Below are 18,907 nucleotides of genomic sequence, written 5' to 3' on the forward strand. Positions count from 1 at the left end.
GGTCAGTCCACCCGGTAGCGGGCGACCAGCTCGGGGTCCGGATCGCAACCGAGGCCCGGTCCCTGGGGGAGCTTGAGCCGACCGTTGCCGTCCGGAACAGTAAGCCCGCCAAACAGGTCCGCCTCGAGATTGACGAACAGCCGCTCCACGTAGGCTTCGGGAGCCTTGGTGGCGATCAGATGGAGGCTCGCCAGGAACCCGGGCCCAAAGTAGGGGGAATGCGGAGCCACGGCGGTGTCGGCGGCATGGGTGGCGTCGCACACGGCCGCGAATTCCGCCACGCCGCCGACCTTGGTCACGCTGGGCTGCGTGTAGTCCACGGCCTGCGCGTCCAGCATGTGCCGGAACTGCCAGACGGTGCACAGGTTCTCGCCCGAGGCCAGCGGCAGTCTCTCGTCCCGGGTGTCCGCCAGCAAGGGAAAATTTTCCGGCGGCCAGATCGGTTCTTCGAGCCAGAGCAGGTCGGCTGCCTTCAGGGGACCGATCAGGTCAGGGAGATCGTTCTCCCGCCAGCTGCAGTTGACATCGACCATCAGCGGGGTGTCGGGTCCGATCGCATCCCGCGCGGAAAGGATCGGTGCCATGGTGTCCTCGTGCAGTTTAATCCGCTCGTAACCGCTTTCGCGCGCCGCGGCGGACACGCTCGCGGTCACCTGGGGATCGATGTACTTGAACAGGCTGGCATAACTCGGAAGCGAGTCGACGTCCGTGCCACCGAGCAGCGCGTGGAGCGGTTTGCCGGCCTGCTTGCCAGCGATGTCCCACAGCGCGATTTCCAGTCCGGAGAGCGCGAACAGCGTGACGCCGTAGCGCCCGAAGAGATGGAAGATCACCTGGAGCCGGTCCATCGTGCCCGCGATGTCGTCCGCCGGCAGCCCCACCGCGTGCGGCGCCACCATCGTCTCCAGGGCGGTTCGGGCGGCAGGAATGCAGTTGTACCCGAAGGTTTCCCCCCAGCCGACGATCCCTTCGTCGGTTTCGACCTTGACCAGCAGGCAGGCCAGGGTGTTCCAGGTCTCTCCGCCGAAGCCGCTGGGCGGCCCCGCCTGGGTAAAGGGGACGTCTACCGTGATGGCTTCGATCGACGTGATCTTCATGCTGTTTCCTTAAGTTCGCTGACCACCTTGTCCACGATGACCCGAAGGTGGACGAGCTCGGTGGCGACCGAGACCATGGAAAAGCCCATGTCCAGAAGGCCGCGGGCATCCTGGATGCTGCCGGCCATCACACCGGCGGGTTTTCCCGCCGCCGTGATCTTGGCCAGCGCTCGTTCGAGAGCCCGACGCACGGAGTCGTGCTGGCGGTCGTGAATGACCCCGAGATCGGCCGCCAGATCACCGGGACCGACGAATACCACGTCGACGCCGTCCACCGCCGCGATGTCGCTCGCTGCCTCGATGGCGGCCGCTGTCTCTACCTGCACGACCAGGCAGATGCGGTCGTCCGCTTCTCCCCAGTAGCCGGGCTCGCGCCCGAAGGCATTGGCTCGGGTGGCGCCGGCCGCTCCGCGGGCGCCGGCCGGCGGGTACCGTACCGATGCCACGGCTTCCCGGGCTTCGTCAGGAGTCTGGACGTACGGCACCACGATCGTTTCGGCACCGCAGTCCAGGATGCGCTTGATGGCGACGCGGTCATTCCACCAGGCGCGCACCGCGGCCGGGGTCGTGCCGCCGGCCGCACACGCCTGGAGCTGGGCGACGATTTCGGCGGCGTCGTTGGGGGCGTGTTCGGAATCGATCACGATGAAATCGAGGCCGGCACCGGCCAGCACTTCGGTCGCGAGCGGGCTCGCGAGGCTGGCCCACATGCCGACCTGGGGCCTGCCGGTCTGAAGGCCGGCCTTGAACGCGTTCGTACGGGTCATGAATCGGTGCCCGTACGGGCAGCCTGGATCCGGACGCCGCCGATCGCCTGCTCCGTGGGGATGACCTCGATCGTGGCGATGTTGACGTGCCACGGGGCGTTGATCGCGTGGACCACGCACTCGGCCACGTCTTCGGCTTCGAGCAGGGTGAAGCCGCTGGTGAACTTCTTCTTCTCTTCCTCGTCATCGAACGCGACGTCGAAGAAGCCCGTCATCACGCGGCCCGGACAGATTTCGGTGACCCGTACCCCGGTTCCGGAAAGGTCCATGCGGAGGTCCTGGCTCAGGAGATGCACGGCGCCTTTGCTGGCGCCGTAAATGACGGGGGCGCAACCGTGCAGGCCCGCGACCGAGCCGATGTTGACGACGTGCCCGCGGGCGCGGTCGACCATACCCGGCACGACCGCGCGGGTGGCATGGAGCACGCCCGTGACGTTCAGGCCGACGGTCGTCTCGATGTCCTCGGGCTGGGCCTTGATGATGCTGGTGAAGCCACGCCCCACCCCCGCATTGTTCACCAGCACATCGATTTCGAGTTCCCCGAAGGCGTCGTACACGGCCTGCTTGTCGCGCAGGTCGCAGACGATGAAGCGGGCATCGATTTCGTCGGCAAGGGCCTTCAGGTAATCACCGCGCCGCGCACACGCGATCACCTCCAGGCCTTGGCGTCGGAGCGCGCGCGCCGTGGCGGCACCGATGCCGCTTGAGGCGCCCGTAACCAGCGCAGTTCGATAGTGGGCGTCAGCCATGGGGAAGCATCCCGTTGCGGGTTCGCGATTCTGGAGTTTGGCCCTCGACCGCCGTCAGGAACTTCGCCTTCACCGAGGAAACAACGGTCGCAGGCTCCGCCCGCGACGCGGACAGACGGGCGGGAAGTCTACACGGGAGCGGTCACGTCGGGGAGGCGGCCCCCGGTCGATCCCGCACCGAGCGGAGCGGGCGGCACCACGCGCACGTGCTCATGTCCCCGGTTCCCGGGAGTTCGGCCGGCTATCGCCGGTTCCGGCTCCGTGCAACTGTGCTAGGGTCGTCCGGGTGGTGATCTGGTCGGGATCGACCACTAGCTCGATCACCGCCGCCGTTCCGCTGGCGCGGGCCCGCGCCAGCGCATCGTGAAACTGGTCCGTCCGGGTGACGCGTTCGCCGTGCGCCCCGTAGACCTTCGCCAGCACGGCGAAGTCGGGATTCTTGAGGTCGGTTCCGATCGTGCGGCCGGGGTACGACCGCTCCTGGTGCATCCGGATGGTCCCGTACATGCTGTTGTTGACGACCAGCACGAGGGGGCGCGCACCGTGCTGGGCCGCCGTGGCGAGTTCCTGGCCCGACATCAGGAAACCCCCGTCGCCCACGAAACTGACGACCTCGCGTTTCGGCGTCAGGATGCTGGCGGCCACGCCGGCAGGGACGCTGTACCCCATGGCACCGCTGGTCGGGCCGAGTTGAGAGCGCGGATGCCGAAACCGCCAGAACCGCTGTGCCCACCCGCTGAAGTTGCCCGCGTCCACCGTGATCACCGTGTCCGACGGCATGGTCGCGCGCAAATGCAGCATGACCTGTCCCATGTCGAGGTCGGCGGCGTACGGCTCGGGGGTCGAGGCACGCAGGTAGTCGTCGTGGGCAGCCTCCCGCCACGCCTGCCGTGCCGGACCGGCCGCGAAGTCACGGTCGGCCAGGGCCGCGGCGAAGGCCCCGGGATCGGCCGCCACCGCCACGTCCGGGATGAAGACGCGGCCCAGCTCGAAGGGGTCCGGATGCACGTGGACCAGCGGTACCGTCTGGCGGCCCGGCCGCAGCGTCGCGTATCCGCCGGTGGTCATTTCACCGAGCCGGGCTCCCAGCACCAACAGGAGCGTCGCGTCCCGGACCCGTTCGACCAGGCGCGGGTCCACACTGGTCGAGAGATCGCCGGCATAGTGCGGGTGTTCGTTGTCCACCAGGTCCTGCCGCCGGAAGGACACGGCCACTGGCGCATCCGCCACTTCTGCCAAAGTCGCGAGAGCCTCGCGCCCGGCCGGGGTCCAGTTGCTGCCTCCGGCGATCAGCAGGGGCCGCTCGGCTGCCGCCAGCAGGCGGTGCGCACGTTCGACGTCAGCCGGGGCCGGATGCGCCCGGGCCGGGGTCCAGGTTCCGGCATCTCCGACCTGCGCGGTCTCCTGGAGCATGTCTTCCGGCAACCCGACCACGACCGGTCCGGGCCGGCCGCTGGTCGCGGTTCGGAAAGCCGTGTGCAGGAGCTCGGGGAGCCGACCGGTGTCCTCGATTTCGACGGCCCACTTTGCCATGGGGGCCTGGAACATGTCGCGAACGTCGATTTCCTGAAAGGCTTCCCGGCCGCGGGTATGGCGCGCCACCTGTCCGACGAGCAGGAGCATCGGCGTGGAATCCTGGTGCGCCGTGTGGACCCCAACGCTCGCATGGCACGCGCCGGGACCGCGGGTGACGAGACAGACGCCCGGCCGTCCTGTGAGCTTGCCTGCCGCTTCGGCCATGTTGGCCGCGCCCGCTTCGTGGCGGCACGTGATGAGACGGAGGGCGTCGCGCCGGTCGAAGAGCGCGTCGAGGACCGGTAGGTAGCTTTCGCCGGGAACGGCGAAGACCGTGTCCACGCCGTGGATCAGCAGCTGGTCGGCGAGGATTTCGCCGCCCGAGCGGTGGCCAGCGCTCATCCTTCACCTGCCCCGTGCCGGCGGAACGCATCGCGCTCGGCGAATGCCACGGACTTGACGAGGGCATACAGCTCCAGGCCGACCTTGAGCGACAGATCGTCGGCCGACCGGCGAGTGATCCGTGCATGGATCGTCTGCCCCGAGTCGATGCTCACGTCGACATGCCCATCGCCTCTCGGATGGATCCCTGTGACCGTGCCAGGCAGCACGTTCATCACGCTGGAGCGTTGCGGCGGTTCGAGCGCGAGCGAGACGTCGCGGGCCAGGATTCGGAGCGCCAGCGGCGCGCCCTCGGCACGGTCGGTGCGGGGGACCAGCAGCGTGTGTTCGCCGAAGCGGAGTGCGCTCAGGTAATCGTCGTCGAAGTGACCCGCCACCGTGGTCAGCAGAATGGTGCCGGCGTCACGCCGGTCATTGAGCACGGGCAAGTCCGGGCGCGCCATGACGTCCTGGATGGGGCCGCAGGCGAGGACGGTGCCGTTCGCCATCACGGCGAGATGATCGGCCAAGCGAATGATCTCCTCGATCGAATGGGTGATGTACACGGTCGGGACGCCGGTGTCGGCCGCGAGCCGCTCGAGGTGGGGCAGGACGTCATCACGCCGCTGTTGGTCCAGCGACGACAGGGGTTCGTCCATGATCAGGAGATCGGGGCCGCTGAGCAGGGCGCGGCCGATGGCGACCCGTTGCGCCTCGCCGCCGGAAAGGTGCCGCGTGCGCCGGTCCAGCAGCGGCTCCAGCCCCAGCAGGCCGACCACCTGTTCGAAGGCGTCCGGGCTGGCCGCGCCACGCCGGCGGCCACCGAAGTGCAGATTGGCCCGGACGTTCATGTGCGGAAAGAGACGCGCCTCCTGGAAGACGTAGCCGATCCGTCGACGTTCCGGAGCCACCGCCACGCCGCGCGCACTGTCGAACAGGACGGTCTCGCCGATCGCGATTCGACCGGCGTCCGGTCGGATCAGGCCGGCGATCGCGTCGGCGACGGTCGACTTGCCGGCGCCGGATGTGCCGAACAGGCCGGTTACGCCACTGTCCGGCACTTGCATGCTCACGTCCAGCGAAAAGCTGCCCTGCCGGTGCGAGAAGGCGACGTCGATCATGGTCCGCCGCTCGAATAGTGCCGCGTGCGGCGCGCGAGCCATTCAGAGCCGATGAGCGCGATCATCGCCAGCGTGATGGAGATGACCACCAGCCGCGTGGCCTGGGCCTCGCCGCCGGGAACCTGGGCGGCCGCGTACAGCGCCAACGGCAGGGTTCGGGTCTCGCCGGGAATGCTGGACACGAACGTGATGGTGGCACCGAATTCGCCGAGCGAGCGCGCGAAGCTGAGCACCATGCCCGCGAACACGCCCGGAGCAATGAGGGGCAGGGTCACGGTGCAGAACGCGTTGGCCGGGCTCGCGCCGAGCGTCCGCGCGGCCTGCTCCAGTCGCCGGTCCACGCCTTCAATCGATTGCCGGATCGCACGCAGCATGAGCGGAAACGCCACGATCGCGCTGGCGATGGCCGCGCCCTGCCAGGTGAAGCCGAGGGTGATCCCGAAGACGTTCTCCAGAAACACGCCGCCCGGGCCGCGCCGCCCGAGGAACACCAGCAGGAGATAGCCGATCACGACCGGCGGCACGACCAATGGGATGTGCAGGATGCCGTTCAGCAACGCATGGCCGGGGAAGCGCGTGCGTGCCAGCAACCAGGCGATGGCGATGGCCGGGGGCAGGCTGCCCAGAACGCTCCATACGGCGACCCGCAGGGACAGCAGCAGCGCTTCGGTTTCAGCGGGTGTCGGCATCGAGTGGAGGTACGAATCCGTGGCTGGAAAAGATGGTCTGAGCGGCGTCCGATTGCAGGAACGCAAGAAACGCCGAGGCAGCGGCCGGGGCCGGCGCGTCGGCCAGCTGGGCGACCCAATAGGCTATGGGATCGTGCAGTTCAGGGGAAAAGACCCCGAGGACCCGTATCTCTGCTGTGTTGCGCGCGTCCGTCCAATAGACGATTCCCAGAGGCGCTTCGTGCCGCCGCACCAGAAGCGTGGCATGGCGCACATCGCTGGCTGGCGCGACCCGCGCCTGGAGCCGGTCCCACATTCCAAGCGATTCCAGGGCCTGCCGCGCATAGATCCCGGCCGGGACTGAAACGGGATCGGCGACGGCGAGTCGACCGCCGTCCAGCATGGCTTCGACGTCCAGCGAGATATCCATGTCCACCGGTTCGAAATCCGTATCCGAAGGTGCCACCAGCGCGAGGCGGTTGCGGAAGAGGAGGGTGCGGCTTCCGGCAGACAGGAGCCCGGCGTCATCGACCCGGTCCATCCAAGCGGTATTGGCCGACAGGAATAGGTCGGCCGGCGCGCCCGATTCGATCTGGCGAGCCAAGGCACTGGTCGCGGCCAGAGAGAAGCGCACGCGTCCACCACCGACAGCGGCATAAGCGTTGGCAACTTCTTCGAGGGCAGTGCCGGTCGAAGCGGCAGCGAACACCAGGATTTCCTGGCCGGCAACCGGTCCGGCCGCCGGCCCCCCTTGCGTAAAGGGGGCCGGGACCGAAACCAATCCGAGGAGGGTGAGGCAGGCGACCGGCCATCGGGGGATCCACTCGGCGGAATTCCGATGGGCCTCGGGCCGCTGGCGCCACGCGCTTATTATATACGACAGAATATATTGCATTGCAAGCTCTGCCTGACCTCTACTCCGAACCACCGCCAACCAAGGGCCTCGGATCTGGAAGGCGCATCGTTTTCCGGACGATAGACCTTGCGTCGCAGGTCGGCTGCTGCGGTGACCGTGATGCACCTGTCAGGCGCCTCACCGGATACAGGGCGGCCCGCAGGGTCGCATCGTGTCCACGCGCTGGCAGCATCAAGCGCAGGTTATATCCAGCTGGGCGGATCGCACTGCAGGCCCCGGCAGGTTCCTATTCCGGCTCGCCCGCAACCGACGGACCGGGTTCGGCGGCGACCATGGACTGGAGGTCTGCCAGCGGTTTGCCGGCGGCGCGGGCGGCATCGACCTCCACCGCATGGTAGGCAGCGAGCACGCGTCGCCCGAGGTCGGTGACGCGTGAGCCGCCAACGCCGCGGCCACCGGGACTCGCGGCCACGAGTGGGCCCGTGAAGTTCCGGTTCATCGAATCGACCAGCAGCCAGGCCCGCCGGTACGACATACCGAGGGCTCGGGCAGCGCCGGCGATCGAGCCCACCTCGTCGATCGCCGTGAGCAGGGCAGCCTTGCCGGGCCCGAACAGCGGCAGGTCTCCCAACTGGACCCGGATTCGGATTCGCGCTTCGGTATTCACTGGCCGGGGCCGCGTTCGGCGTCAAAGTGAGGATGACGCACACGGTCGCCGGGGCGCAGGCCAAGCCGTTCCGAGGTTCCCGCCAGGACTTCCAGGACACCGTTCACGTAGACGTCAGGGCCGATCGGCGTGAGCGACAGCGGGATGGTGTCTTCCGCGATCGCGGCGATGGTGCCGTCAGGCCGAATGAACAGCATGTCCAGCGGGATGTAGGTGTCCTTCATCCACATCCGGATGCGCTGCGGCGGCGCATACAGGAACAGCATGCCCTCGTTCTCGCCGAGCGTGAGGCGGTGCATCAGGCCTTGCCGCTGCTGCGCCTGCGTCACGGCCAGCTCCACCTGAAACTGATGCCGTTCTGCTCCCGATTGAATCTCGACGGTGCCGACCTGGAACGTCTCGGCCGCTGCCGTCGTTGGCGCGAGCAGCAGCGCCAGCATCAACAGCCGCGCTGCCGGCCGTCTGCCGCCTCCCTTCATCCCGTCCGGCTCCCCAGGTGCGCAAACCCCGCTTCCAGATCGTCCTGAAGGTCGGCCACGTCTTCCAATCCGGCATGGACGCGGAAGGTCCGCTCGGGCGCGGGCCACGGCGCGACGTCGCGCGCGCCCCGGAGCATCGACGGGACGATGAGACTCTCGAAGCCGCCCCAGCTGTAACCCATGCCGAACAACTCGAGCCCGTCCAGAAAGGCATCGTAGGCTGCCGGCGGGGCCGGTCGGAGGATCATGCCGAAGAGTCCGGATGCCCCCAGGAAGTCGCGCCGCCAGAGCGCGTGTCCGGGGTCTCCCTCGAGGCCGGGATGCAGTACGCGCTCCACCTCGGGCCGGTCAGACAGCCAACGGGCCAGCGCAAGCCCGGATTCCATATGGCGCCGGAGACGGACGTCCAGTGTGCGCAGTCCGCGCAGCCCCAGGTACAGGTCGTCTGGTCCGACGGTGGCGCCCAGAGCTTGGGCGGTCTTGCGCACGACGACGTGGGTTTCCTCGGTCGTCGTGACCGCCCCCAGCATGACGTCGGAATGTCCCGACACGTACTTCGTCGCCGCCTGTATCGACACGTCGACACCGTGCTCGAACGGTCGGAAGAACAGCGGGCTCGCCCACGTGTTGTCGAGGATCACCGTGCAATCGCGCGCGTGTGCGGCCGCCGCGATACCGGGCACGTCCTGCACCTCGAACGTGTGCGAGCCGGGCGATTCGAGAAACACCACCCGCGTGTTGTCGCGGATCTGCGCCGCGATCCCGGCCCCGATGCAGGGGTCATAAAAGGTGGTCTCGACCCCGAACCGCGCCAGCCAGCCGTTGGCCATGCTGCGCGTGGGTCCGTACGCCGAATCGACCATCAAGAGGTGGTCCCCGGCGGCGAGGAAGCTGCTCAGCGCGACCGCGACGGCGGTCTTGCCGGAACCCACGGCAACGCTGCGTGCGCCGCCTTCCGTGGCGGCCATCGCTTCTTCGAAGGCAAAGGTCGTCGGGGTGCCAAAGCGGCCGTAGACGACGTCGTCCAATCGGTTGGGGCCACGGGTGCGCAGGTCCGCGGTGTCCCTGAACAGGATGGTCGAGGCATGGTACACGGGCGGATTGACAGCGCCCCGGTTCTCGTGGGGATTTCGGCCGGCGCGGCCCAGAACCGTTGCCGGACGGCGCTTGCGCTTGTCAGGGCGTGACCGGGACATCCTCGCGCCCTCCCCACTCCGACCACGAGCCGTCGTAGACCGCCCAGTCATCGCGACCGGTCAGCGTGAGGCCAAGGGCAAGAGTGCAGGCGCTGACTCCGGACCCGCAGGTGAACACCGGCGGCCGATCGTCGGCAACGCCAGCCGCGTCCAGGCGCGCACGCAGCGCCTCGAGGGGTAGCATGCGAGGGCCGTTCAGCAGGGTCTGGTAGGGAAGGTTTACGCTTCCGGGGATATGTCCGCCTCGAAGTCCGGACCGCGGCTCCGCCTCGGTGCCGGCGAACCGGCCGGCGCTCCGCGCGTCCACCACCAGTTCGGTCGCCGCCTGCAGGTTGGCGCGAACGGCTGCCAGGTCCCGGATCCGCGCCGGGTTGAGCTTGGCCTGGAAGGCGCGGGGCCACGGTCGGGCCGGGCCCTTGACCAAGGTGCCGCCGACGGCGGTCCACGCCGGCAGTCCTCCGTCGAGTACCGAAACGCGTTCGTGGCCGAACAGCCGGAACATCCACCATGCGCGCGGGGCGGTGCCGATGCCATCCGTCGCATAACAGACGACATGATCGCCGGCACTGGCGCCAAGGCCCCCGACGGCCGCAGCGAACGCTTCGGCGGTCGGCACCATGTGGGGCAGCGTTGAATCCGGGTCAGCGATCCCGTCGATCGAGAAAAACGCGGAGCCGGGGATGTGGCCGAGCTCGAATTCGCTCGCGCCGTCTCGTCGGGTCGCCGGCATATGCCAGGAGGCGTCCAGCACCACCACGTCGGGTCGCTCGTACGCGTCGCGCAGCCACTCTGCGCTTACCAGCGGGGACGCAGACGTGCGGTCGGGCACGTCACGTTCCTCCTTCCAGCCACGGCGGGACCGGGAGGCCGCGCTCGGTCAGGAAGGCCGGGTTGAAGATCTTTGAGGCGTACCGGGTGCCATGGTCGCACAGCATGGTGACCACCACGTGCCCGCGCCCGAGGTCCCGGGCCACGCGTTCGGCACCCGCAATATTGATTCCCGTGGATCCTCCGAGCAGGAGCCCCTCTTCGACCGCCAATGCATAGATGACCCGAAGTGCCTCTTCGTCCGTCACCCGCAATGAGTCATCGATGCGCGCACCCTCGAGGTTGCCGGTTACCCGCCCCTGCCCGATTCCCTCGGTGACCGAGGTGCCTTCCGCCTTCGGGGTGCCCGTTTGCACCCAAGCGTGCATCCCCGAGCCCGTGGGGTCAGCGAGCACCACCTTCACGTCCGGATTCCGGTCCTTCAGCCCGTCCGAGACGCCGGCAATCGTTCCGCCGGTGCCGATGGCACTCACGAACGCCGCGACTTTCCCGCCGGTCTGGTCCCAGATCTCCGGTGCCGTGGATACCCGGTGCGCCTGGCGGTTCACCGGGTTGTCGAACTGGTTGGCCCAGACGGCCCCGTTGGGCAGGGTGTCGGCGAGTTCCGCGGCGAGTTGGCCGGAGTAGCGGATGTAGTTGCCCGGGTTCGAGTACGGGACGGCCGGCACCAGGCGGAGGCTGGCGCCGATTGTCCGGAGGGCACTTATCTTCTCCTCGCTCTGCGTCTCCGGCATCACGATGACCGTACGGTAGCCCAAGGCGCTCCCGATCACGGTCAGACCGATCCCGGTATTCCCGGCAGTTCCCTCGACGATGGTGCCGCCCGGCCGCAGCAGGCCGCGCTTCTCGGCGTCGCGGATAATCCAGAGCGCCGCCCGGTCCTTGATGGATTGGCCAGGATTGAGGAACTCGGCCTTGCCCAGGATTTCGCAACCTGTCTCGTCCGACAGCCGCCTCAGGCGGATGAGCGGCGTGTTGCCGACGAGGTCTACGACACTCGACGCGGGTGAACCAGCGGGCACGGGCTTCATCCTCCAGCCGGCGGACCGCCGCCGCCCGGCCGACGGCGGAGCATTCCGCGCTGTGGGTCGTAACCAAGGACGGCTGCGGCGAGGAACACGATCGTGCAGGCCACCGTGACGATCAAGCTGTGCCAGTGAATCTGGCCCTGGCTGGCCCAGCGCACGAGCTCAACCCCGTACGTGAACGGATTGAACTGGGCCAGCCACCATACGATTTCGGCACCGTTTTCCAGCAGGCGCCACAGCGGGTACAGCGCGCTGGAGATGAAGAACATCGGGAAGATTACGAAGTTCATGGTGCCGGCGAAGTTCTCGAGTTGGCGAATGTGGACGGACAACGCCAGGCCCGCGGCTCCCAGCAGCAATCCGAACAGCACCGCGGCAGGGAACATCCAGACCCAGCCGAGCAGGGGGGTGTTCAGGCTGATCTGCATGCCAATCAGCGGCAGGCACACGATCAGGAACACGTACACCTGAAGAATCGAGAGCATGGTGCCCGCGAACAGTTTGGCGGTCAGCAGGTACCAGCGGGGCAGCGGTGCCGTAAGGAGCAGCCGCATGACGCCCATTTCACGGTCGTACACCATCGACAGGGACGACTGCATCCCGCTGAACAGCAGCACCATGCCGACGAGACCGGGAACGATGTACTCGAAGTAGTTCACGCTCTGCACCGGATAGGGGCTCACCATCCCGGGGTCGATCCCCTTCGTGGAGCCGATGCCGGCGGCGAACACGAACAGCCAGAGCGCCGGGCGGACAAAGGCCGACAACAGGCGCCCGCGCTGCTGGAAGAATTTCACGACCTCGCGGGCGGTAAGCCCGACGAGGGCACGTAGCGCGTGACTGGCTGTCATGTCGGCTGCTCTGGCGTTGCAAACTTGCTGCAATCGCTGGTTCGCTCGTCCCGGCCCAGCGTGTCGAGATCATTGATTTGATGCACGAAACCGGCGAGCGGAGCGACTGCGGTTACCCAGTCCTCCGTCGCCAGCATAATCGGTTGGCGAAGTTGTCCGTTCCAGGGACGGAATGACAGCGCCGGTCCCTTTGAGCCGTCGAGGCGAAATTCGGGTCCGAGCAGGTAGGCGTGAACATCGCCGCGCTCGGTGGAGCCGCTCCGCACGATGGCCTCGCCGATGGCGCGGATCGCTACCCAGGCCGCCCAGTCACCGCTCTCCATGCGACGGCCGGTCTGGCGTTCGAAGCGGCCGTGGACCTGCGGCGCTCCGTGCCGGAGATAGCTCCAGTGCCATGGCGTTGGACGCAGTCCCGCCGCGCCGGTGACGGCGGCCGGGTCCTGGGTTGAGTAGGGGACGGAACGGGCAAACTCGCGGTCGACGTCGGCGACGAAGACTGCCTCGTAGTCGGCGCGGCCCGTCAGCAGGTCGAGATCATTGCGATCCCGCATCCGCGGGTCGTTGGACAGCACGAAGGTCCGTTCCTCGTCGATCTTGAGGCCGTAGGTGCTGGCCGAGTGTCGGAAGGCCTCAACCATCCGCGCGTCTTCCTCCAGCGGCCCCTGCAGCACCAGGACTTCGTTCCAGTCCCGGGCAATCAGGTACTGGGCTGCTGCATCCGTGAGCATTTGCCGACTGGGCGTGGTGTGAAGGAGGTGCGCCTCGCAGGCTTCCCCGCGCAAACGGTCATCCACGGCAGATACGTTGATCAGAATGACGTCCCGGCCGATCGTCGCTGCCGCCAGTTCACGAAGCGCCGCCGCAGGTGCGTCGACGAGAAAAACGAAGGCCCCGGTTTCGGCCCGGATGGCGTCAAGGGCGGCCGGGAGTTCATTCGCGTCGGCGACCCGTTCGGCCCGCAACGCGAACTGCACACCGGCGCGACGTCCGAAGGACCGGATATCGCTCACGCCCATTTCGGCCCCGGCCAGCGGACGGCGATCGATCCGATTGGTTTCCGAGCGGATATCCACCGGATGGACACCCCACTGCGAGTAGCGAATGTCTTCGGCGAGATCGAGATAGCCGAACGCGAAGACGGGCCGTTCCTCGGCTGCTGCTGCCGAGCTGAGCAGTAGTGCCGCCAACAGGCAGGCGGCCCCGCGCATTGGTGATGTCACGATGGCGTCAGTCCCGAATTCGAACGGTGTGCGGCGTGCGCCCCACTGCAACCGAACGGATGGCACGGTTTGCCTCGGTGTCGATCACGGAGATGTCGTCGCTGGCCCCGTTGGTCACCACCAAGATGGAATCATCCGCCGTCAGGGCCGCGCCCCAGACGCGACTTCCGGCAAGGATATAGGCCTCGACGGTGCGCGTGGCGACATCGACGCGCGCAACATGCCAGGCACGGCCGAGCGTGACGAAGGCGGTTGTTCCATCCCTGGTCATGACCAGATCAACGGGTGTGATGTCGGCTTCGCGTAGCCCTTTCTTCTCGAAGCTGATCGTATCGGTGACCTGCAGGGATTCCGTGTCGATCACGCTGACGGTTCCCCCGAGCTCGTTGGTGACCCAGTACTCGCGTCCGTCTGGGGTGAAGGTGCCTCGCCGTGGCCGGTTGCCCACCAGAACGTCAGCCAGGATGACTCCTTCCCATGGGTCGATGACGGCAATCGTGTTGGTGGCTTCCGCAGTGACAAACACGCGTTTGCCGTCCGGAGTGAACCGCACCCCTTCCGGTTCGATTCCGACGTCCTCGATGACGGTTCGAATGGTACCGCTGGCAACGTCGATGACCGTCGCTTCGGCGTCGTCCTCGTTGGAAACGACGAGGATTTCGCCGCTGGGGTCGATATCAAACAGTTCGGGGTCGTCGCCGGTGTCGATGTAGCCGGTGATGGTCTTCGTTTCGAGATCGAGCACCTCGATGCGGTCGGCTTCGCTTGCGGCGATCAGCAGTTCGCTGCCGTCCGGACTGAAGCGCATGTCGCGGGGGCGACCGCCGGTTTCGATCACGTGCTGAATCTCGAGCGAGTCGGAATCGAGCACCACCACCGTGTCGTTGCCCTCATTGCTCACGTAGATTTCGCCGCAATGCGCGGAGAGCGCAACTCCCAGCGCAAATGTCAGCGTCGCCGGTCCCGTCACGAACCACCTGGGCATCAGGGTGTCTCCTTCGTCTGACTGTTCGTCGTGAAATGTACCAGCGTGTCGTGAAGGTTGGAAAGACCGGCTCGACTTACCAGTTCCGCCGGTTCGCCCGCCTGCCGGATCGTGCCCCGGTGCAGCATGATCACGTGGTCGGCGACCTCCGCCTCGTCGACCAGGTGTGTCGCCCACAGCACCGCCATCGACCGCTCGCGCTTGAGTTGGAGGACATATTCCAGGAGGTCACTGCGGCTGGGCGGGTCCAGGCCGACGGTCGGCTCGTCCATCAGCAGAATGCTGGGCTCGTGCAGGAGGGAGCGCGCGAGTTCGACGCGGCGGCGCTGGCCGCCCGAGAGGCTGCGGGCGCGGTCGTCGATGCGGTCTTCAAGGTCGACCTGACGGAGTTCATGCTCGGTGCGCTGGCGAATCTCGGACCTGCTGAGACCATGCAAGCGCCCGTGGAACGCGAGGTTCTCGCGCACCGTCAGATCAAGGTCGAGCGTGGCCTGCTGGAAAACGAAGCCGATCGACGAGAGGGCCTTGACGGCCTCTCGCCGCATGTCAAAGCCCTGCACGTGCACGGTCCCCGAATCGGGCACGAACAGACCGGCAAGCAGCTGGAAGAGCGTGGTCTTGCCGGCACCGTTGGGACCGAGCAGCGAAACGTACTGGCCGGGTTCGATGGCGAACGACACGCCCTTGAGAGCGGGCCGGTTGCCGTAGCTCTTGGAGACCTTCTGGATCACGAGAAGCGGTTGGGTGCCCGTGGCGGTTTCAGGTGCGGTCATGGAGTCGAAGATCCGGAGTCGGTCGTGGAGCCCGCGGTGCCGGCGAGCAGGCCACCGTGCCGGTCGAGAAGACCGGTGCGAAAGGTGTTGATGACGGGGCTGTCGGGGGTGCGCGGACGGGGCAGGTCAACCGCCGCATCGTGCACCACACTCGAAGGCGGTTGCGACAGGAACAGGATCCGGTCGCCCAGGTAAATTGCCTCGTTCAGGTCGTGGGTTACGAACAGCACGGTCGTCGGCTGGGCCTGCCAGAGGTCAAGGAGGATCTCGCGCAACCGGTTGCCAACCGGCTGGTCGAGCGAGACGAACGGCTCATCGAGCAGCAGGAGCGCCGGGCGGATGGCAAAGGCGCGGGCGAGTGCAACGCGGCGGCGCTGGCCGCCGGAGAGACGGGTCGGATAGGCATCCAGATAGCTCCCGAGCTCCATGCGCTCCAGCAGTTTGACGCCGCGGCCGTCGGCGCGGGCCGGAGGGTCAAGCACGATGTCTACGTTGTCACGGACGCTCATCCAGGGGAGCAGGCGCGGCGTCTGGAACATGTAGCTGACCGCGGGGCGGGTCTGCGTGCTCTGGCTGTGGATGTCAACGGCGCCGTCGACCTCGCTATCGAGTCCCGCGGCGATGTTGAGGAGGGTGGTTTTCCCGCAGCCGGACGGGCCAAGGAGGCAGCAGAACTGGCCGACCGGAACGGTGAACTGCAGGTTCTCGATCGCGGTGTGCGGCGGCGTCCGGCCATCTCCTGCGAACCGCTTGCGGCGGATGTCGACGGTCAATCCTGCTGTTAACGCCACCGGGTGCACCGCCGTTCCAGTGGCGCCATGACACCATATTCGACCGCCATCATCACCACGACGAACGCGAGCGTATAGGCGAGAACCGCAGCGATGTCGAACAGCTGGAAGAACTCATGGAGCTTGAATCCGACGCCGTTGCTCCGGCCCAGCAGCTCCACTACCAGGACGATCTTCCAGATCAGGGCGATGCCGCCACGCGCGGCGGCCATGATGTAGGGGTACAGTTGCGGCAGGAAGAAGCGCAGGAAGGTGGTTCGCCGGTCGACCCGGAACACCCGCGCCACGTCCAGGAGTTCCCGGTCGACGGCCCGGGTGCCTTCCCGCACGGTGACTACGACGTTCGGGATCTTGTTGAGCGCCACCGCGACGATGGCGGCGACCTCGGTGAGGCCGAACCAGACGTAGCAGAGAATGATGAGGACCAGCGCCGGCATGTTGAGGAACAGGATGTGCCAGCCGTCGAGGATGATGTCCGCCCGTCGCCTCGCCCCCATCAGGATGCCGAGCGCCACCCCGATCACCATCGCCCCGAAAAACGCCGCCGCCACGCGCCAGAGCGTGACACTCAGGTGGTAGAGGAGACCTTCTTCGTTCAGGTGATACCACATCGTGTCGAGCACGACCCAGGGCGCCGGCAGGACTTGGCCGGACGGGTCGGCAAGAGTCGCGAGGCTCCAGACGCAAAGCAGCAGGACGAACGAGAAGATCCGCAGCGCGGCCGGTCCACCGGCGGCGCGACGCAGTCGCTCCCACGCGGTGGCGGCGACGTCTACGGTGCCGACTGCCACAGGGTGCCGTCCGCCATTTCAGGGTCCTTCCCAACCAGCGTCCGCCCGCCGATGTCGGCGAGAACGGCGAACGCTCTGTGAATGGCATCACTCGAATCCTTGGTCGGGTCGGGGATGCCGGCGCGGAATGCATCGCGGAGCGCATGCAACATCGCGTCGTCCTTGGCGCCGGTCCGTTTCCGGATGCGCTCCCATTCGCCGTCGTCAGCCGCCAGGATGCTGCGAGCGTCCCGCGTGGCAGCGAGGAAGCCGTTGAGCGCATCCGGGTTGGCACGCGCCCACGCTTCGCTGAAGACGTAGCCGATGAGGGGCAGGGTGTCGCCGACGCCCAGGCTTGGCAACACGTCCGGGACGGGAAGAATTTCCCGCATGCCTTGGGCACGCAGGCGCGCCGTGAAGTTCCAGAACGTGAGCACGGCATCCAGGTCTTCCCTGAGGAGCATCTGGTTGAGTAGGGGTGGGGCTCCGAACGACAGCTCCGCCGTGTCCGCCATGTCGCGACCGGCCGTCTTGAGACCAAACGCGCGCACCATCAGCCAGCTCTTGTCAATCGAGCTTCCCACGACTCCCAAGCGCCGTCCGCCGGCTAGTAGATCGTCCACGGTCTCGATGCCGCTGTCGGGATGGGCCATGATGCTTCCCGCGGCATTGGAATACGGGATCAACGTGAAATCCTTGCCAGCCCGACGCTGGCGGCTGACCCAGATCCAGTCGGTGACGATGATGTCGGCGGCATCCGAGAGGAGCGCGATCGCCGTCGCATCCTTGTTGGTCAGTGGAACGATCTCAAGGTCGAGCCCGTGCAGGTCATCGAGGCCGTGGTGCTGGACGACGTCGAGTTCCCAGTTCACGGTGCCGAACTTGAGCACGGCAACCCGGACCGTGTCCGTCGCTGCGGCCGCGGTCGCGAGGCATGCTTGCAGCGCGCAGATCAATGCCGCCAACACGGCTGGGCGGAGCGAGAAAGGCATCGGCGGAATCTTTCGAAACGTACTGTGAGGGAACGGGTACCGTTCGGTGACCGAATCGGTCTATATTTGTAAGGCAACATAGCGGTTCGGGCCAAAGGAGCGAATCGGTTTCGGTCCGGGCGCGCTGCCCGGACAGTCGGCGAAGGGGTTGACTCGGCTGCGATCCGCGGGCATTCTTGATTGCCTTGCCCTCGCGAAAACGAGGGCAGCGCGGCTTCGCGCGCGCTTTTTGACAGATGAAGATGAAAAGAGATGCGCAGGCGACGGCGTGTTGCGTGATCAACACGACACCGACGCAGTGCGCATCGACGGCCGGCATCGATTCGCGTCGATGCCGGAAGCTACGTGACGCATTGTGTCGGGTCACGGGTCCGGATTCCTAATCCGGACCACTCTCAAACCTGAGAGTCTGATCCTGGCTCAGAGCGAACGCTGGCGGCAGGCTTAACACATGCAAGTCGAACGAGAAGCCGGGCTTCGGCCCGGTGGACAGTGGCGCACGGGTGAGTAACGCGTGGGAACCTGCCCATGAGTGGGGAAAAACGGTTGGAAACGACCGCTAATTCCGCATACGCCCTACGGGGGAAAGGCTTCGGCCGCTCATGGATGGGCCCGCGTCCGATTAGCTAGTTGGTGAGGTAATGGCTCACCAAGGCGACGATCGGTAGCTGGTCTGAGAGGACGATCAGCCACATTGGGACTGAGACACGGCCCAGACTCCTACGGGAGGCAGCAGTGGGGAATATTGGACAATGGGCGAAAGCCTGATCCAGCCATGCCGCGTGAGTGATTTGAAGGCCCTAGGGTTGTAAAGCTCTTTCGGCGGGGAAGATGATGACGGTACCCGCAGAAGAAGCCCCGGCTAACTCCGTGCCAGCAGCCGCGGTAATACGGAGGGGGCTAGCGTTGCTCGGAATCACTGGGCGTAAAGCGAGCGTAGGCGGCCGCGCAAGTCGGGGGTGAAAGCCCGGGGCTCAACCCCGGAACTGCCCTCGAAACTGCGTGGCTAGAGGCCGGGAGAGGAGAGTGGAATTCCCAGTGGAGAGGTGAAATTCGCAGATATTGGGAGGAACACCGGTGGCGAAAGCGGCTCTCTGGAACGGTTCTGACGCTGAGGCTCGAAAGCGTGGGGAGCAAACAGGATTAGATACCCTGGTAGTCCACGCCGTAAAC

General features: G+C 66.7%; 19 protein-coding genes and 1 rRNA gene. 1 reads left to right on the forward strand and 19 read right to left on the reverse strand.

Annotated features, from left to right (window positions below; genetic code table 11):
- Positions 1–2 precede the first annotated feature (2 nt).
- From OXH60_08615 to OXH60_08705, 19 genes are all read right to left on the reverse strand, one after another.
- Positions 3–1,097 (reverse strand): mandelate racemase/muconate lactonizing enzyme family protein, encoded by a 1,095-nt coding sequence (locus OXH60_08615; protein ID MDE0712182.1) that lies wholly within the window; start codon positions 1,095–1,097, stop codon positions 3–5.
- A complete protein-coding gene (locus OXH60_08620; protein ID MDE0712183.1) occupies positions 1,094–1,864 on the reverse strand; it encodes an aldolase/citrate lyase family protein in 771 nt (256 codons plus the stop codon). The genes OXH60_08615 and OXH60_08620 overlap by 4 nt, the downstream gene beginning before the upstream one ends.
- Positions 1,861–2,613: an SDR family oxidoreductase gene (locus OXH60_08625; protein MDE0712184.1), complete on the reverse strand. Its 753-nt coding sequence runs from the start codon at positions 2,611–2,613 to the stop codon at positions 1,861–1,863. The genes OXH60_08620 and OXH60_08625 overlap by 4 nt, the downstream gene beginning before the upstream one ends.
- 210 nt (positions 2,614–2,823) lie before the next feature.
- The gene (locus tag OXH60_08630; protein ID MDE0712185.1) at positions 2,824–4,530 is read right to left on the reverse strand and encodes a thiamine pyrophosphate-binding protein; all 1,707 of its coding nucleotides are present in this window, start codon (positions 4,528–4,530) and stop codon (positions 2,824–2,826) included.
- Positions 4,527–5,630, reverse strand: coding sequence for a molybdenum ABC transporter ATP-binding protein (gene modC, locus OXH60_08635; protein ID MDE0712186.1), 1,104 nt, complete (start codon positions 5,628–5,630; stop codon positions 4,527–4,529). The genes OXH60_08630 and modC overlap by 4 nt, the downstream gene beginning before the upstream one ends.
- Positions 5,627–6,319: a molybdate ABC transporter permease subunit gene (gene modB, locus OXH60_08640; protein MDE0712187.1), complete on the reverse strand. Its 693-nt coding sequence runs from the start codon at positions 6,317–6,319 to the stop codon at positions 5,627–5,629. Before modB ends, modC begins: the two co-directional genes overlap by 4 nt.
- Entirely contained in the window at positions 6,303–7,193 is an 891-nt protein-coding gene (modA, locus tag OXH60_08645; GenBank protein MDE0712188.1) for a molybdate ABC transporter substrate-binding protein, read from the reverse strand. Before modA ends, modB begins: the two co-directional genes overlap by 17 nt.
- A gap of 247 nt (positions 7,194–7,440) precedes the next feature.
- Positions 7,441–7,821: a LysR family transcriptional regulator gene (locus tag OXH60_08650; protein MDE0712189.1), complete on the reverse strand. Its 381-nt coding sequence runs from the start codon at positions 7,819–7,821 to the stop codon at positions 7,441–7,443.
- Complete coding sequence (locus tag OXH60_08655) at positions 7,818–8,300, reverse strand: DUF192 domain-containing protein (protein ID MDE0712190.1); 483 nt, start codon at positions 8,298–8,300, stop codon at positions 7,818–7,820. Before OXH60_08655 ends, OXH60_08650 begins: the two co-directional genes overlap by 4 nt.
- A complete protein-coding gene (gene metC / locus OXH60_08660; protein MDE0712191.1) occupies positions 8,297–9,496 on the reverse strand; it encodes a cystathionine beta-lyase in 1,200 nt (399 codons plus the stop codon). Before metC ends, OXH60_08655 begins: the two co-directional genes overlap by 4 nt.
- A complete protein-coding gene (sseA, locus tag OXH60_08665) occupies positions 9,477–10,325 on the reverse strand; it encodes a 3-mercaptopyruvate sulfurtransferase (protein MDE0712192.1) in 849 nt (282 codons plus the stop codon). Before sseA ends, metC begins: the two co-directional genes overlap by 20 nt.
- A gap of 1 nt (position 10,326) precedes the next feature.
- Positions 10,327–11,346: a cysteine synthase A gene (locus OXH60_08670; protein ID MDE0712193.1), complete on the reverse strand. Its 1,020-nt coding sequence runs from the start codon at positions 11,344–11,346 to the stop codon at positions 10,327–10,329.
- A gap of 5 nt (positions 11,347–11,351) precedes the next feature.
- Positions 11,352–12,203: an ABC transporter permease gene (locus OXH60_08675; protein MDE0712194.1), complete on the reverse strand. Its 852-nt coding sequence runs from the start codon at positions 12,201–12,203 to the stop codon at positions 11,352–11,354.
- Positions 12,200–13,423: a hypothetical protein gene (locus OXH60_08680; GenBank protein MDE0712195.1), complete on the reverse strand. Its 1,224-nt coding sequence runs from the start codon at positions 13,421–13,423 to the stop codon at positions 12,200–12,202. Before OXH60_08680 ends, OXH60_08675 begins: the two co-directional genes overlap by 4 nt.
- A 7-nt stretch (positions 13,424–13,430) precedes the next feature.
- Entirely contained in the window at positions 13,431–14,408 is a 978-nt protein-coding gene (locus OXH60_08685) for a PQQ-dependent catabolism-associated beta-propeller protein (protein MDE0712196.1), read from the reverse strand.
- Positions 14,408–15,181, reverse strand: a complete 774-nt coding sequence (locus tag OXH60_08690; GenBank protein ID MDE0712197.1) for an ABC transporter ATP-binding protein — start codon at positions 15,179–15,181, stop codon at positions 14,408–14,410. The genes OXH60_08685 and OXH60_08690 overlap by 1 nt, the downstream gene beginning before the upstream one ends.
- Positions 15,178–15,972, reverse strand: a complete 795-nt coding sequence (locus OXH60_08695; protein MDE0712198.1) for an ABC transporter ATP-binding protein — start codon at positions 15,970–15,972, stop codon at positions 15,178–15,180. Before OXH60_08695 ends, OXH60_08690 begins: the two co-directional genes overlap by 4 nt.
- Entirely contained in the window at positions 15,963–16,763 is an 801-nt protein-coding gene (locus tag OXH60_08700) for an ABC transporter permease (protein ID MDE0712199.1), read from the reverse strand. The genes OXH60_08695 and OXH60_08700 overlap by 10 nt, the downstream gene beginning before the upstream one ends.
- Complete coding sequence (locus OXH60_08705) at positions 16,745–17,734, reverse strand: ABC transporter substrate-binding protein (protein MDE0712200.1); 990 nt, start codon at positions 17,732–17,734, stop codon at positions 16,745–16,747. Before OXH60_08705 ends, OXH60_08700 begins: the two co-directional genes overlap by 19 nt.
- Positions 17,735–18,131: 397 nt before the next feature.
- On the opposite strand from OXH60_08705, the gene OXH60_08710 reads away from it, so the two are divergent.
- Positions 18,132–18,907, forward strand: a 16S ribosomal RNA gene (locus OXH60_08710); the annotation flags it as partial.

This window comes from Rhodospirillales bacterium (assembly GCA_028824295.1).
Classification (GTDB): Bacteria; Pseudomonadota; Alphaproteobacteria; order TMED109; family TMED109; genus VXPW01.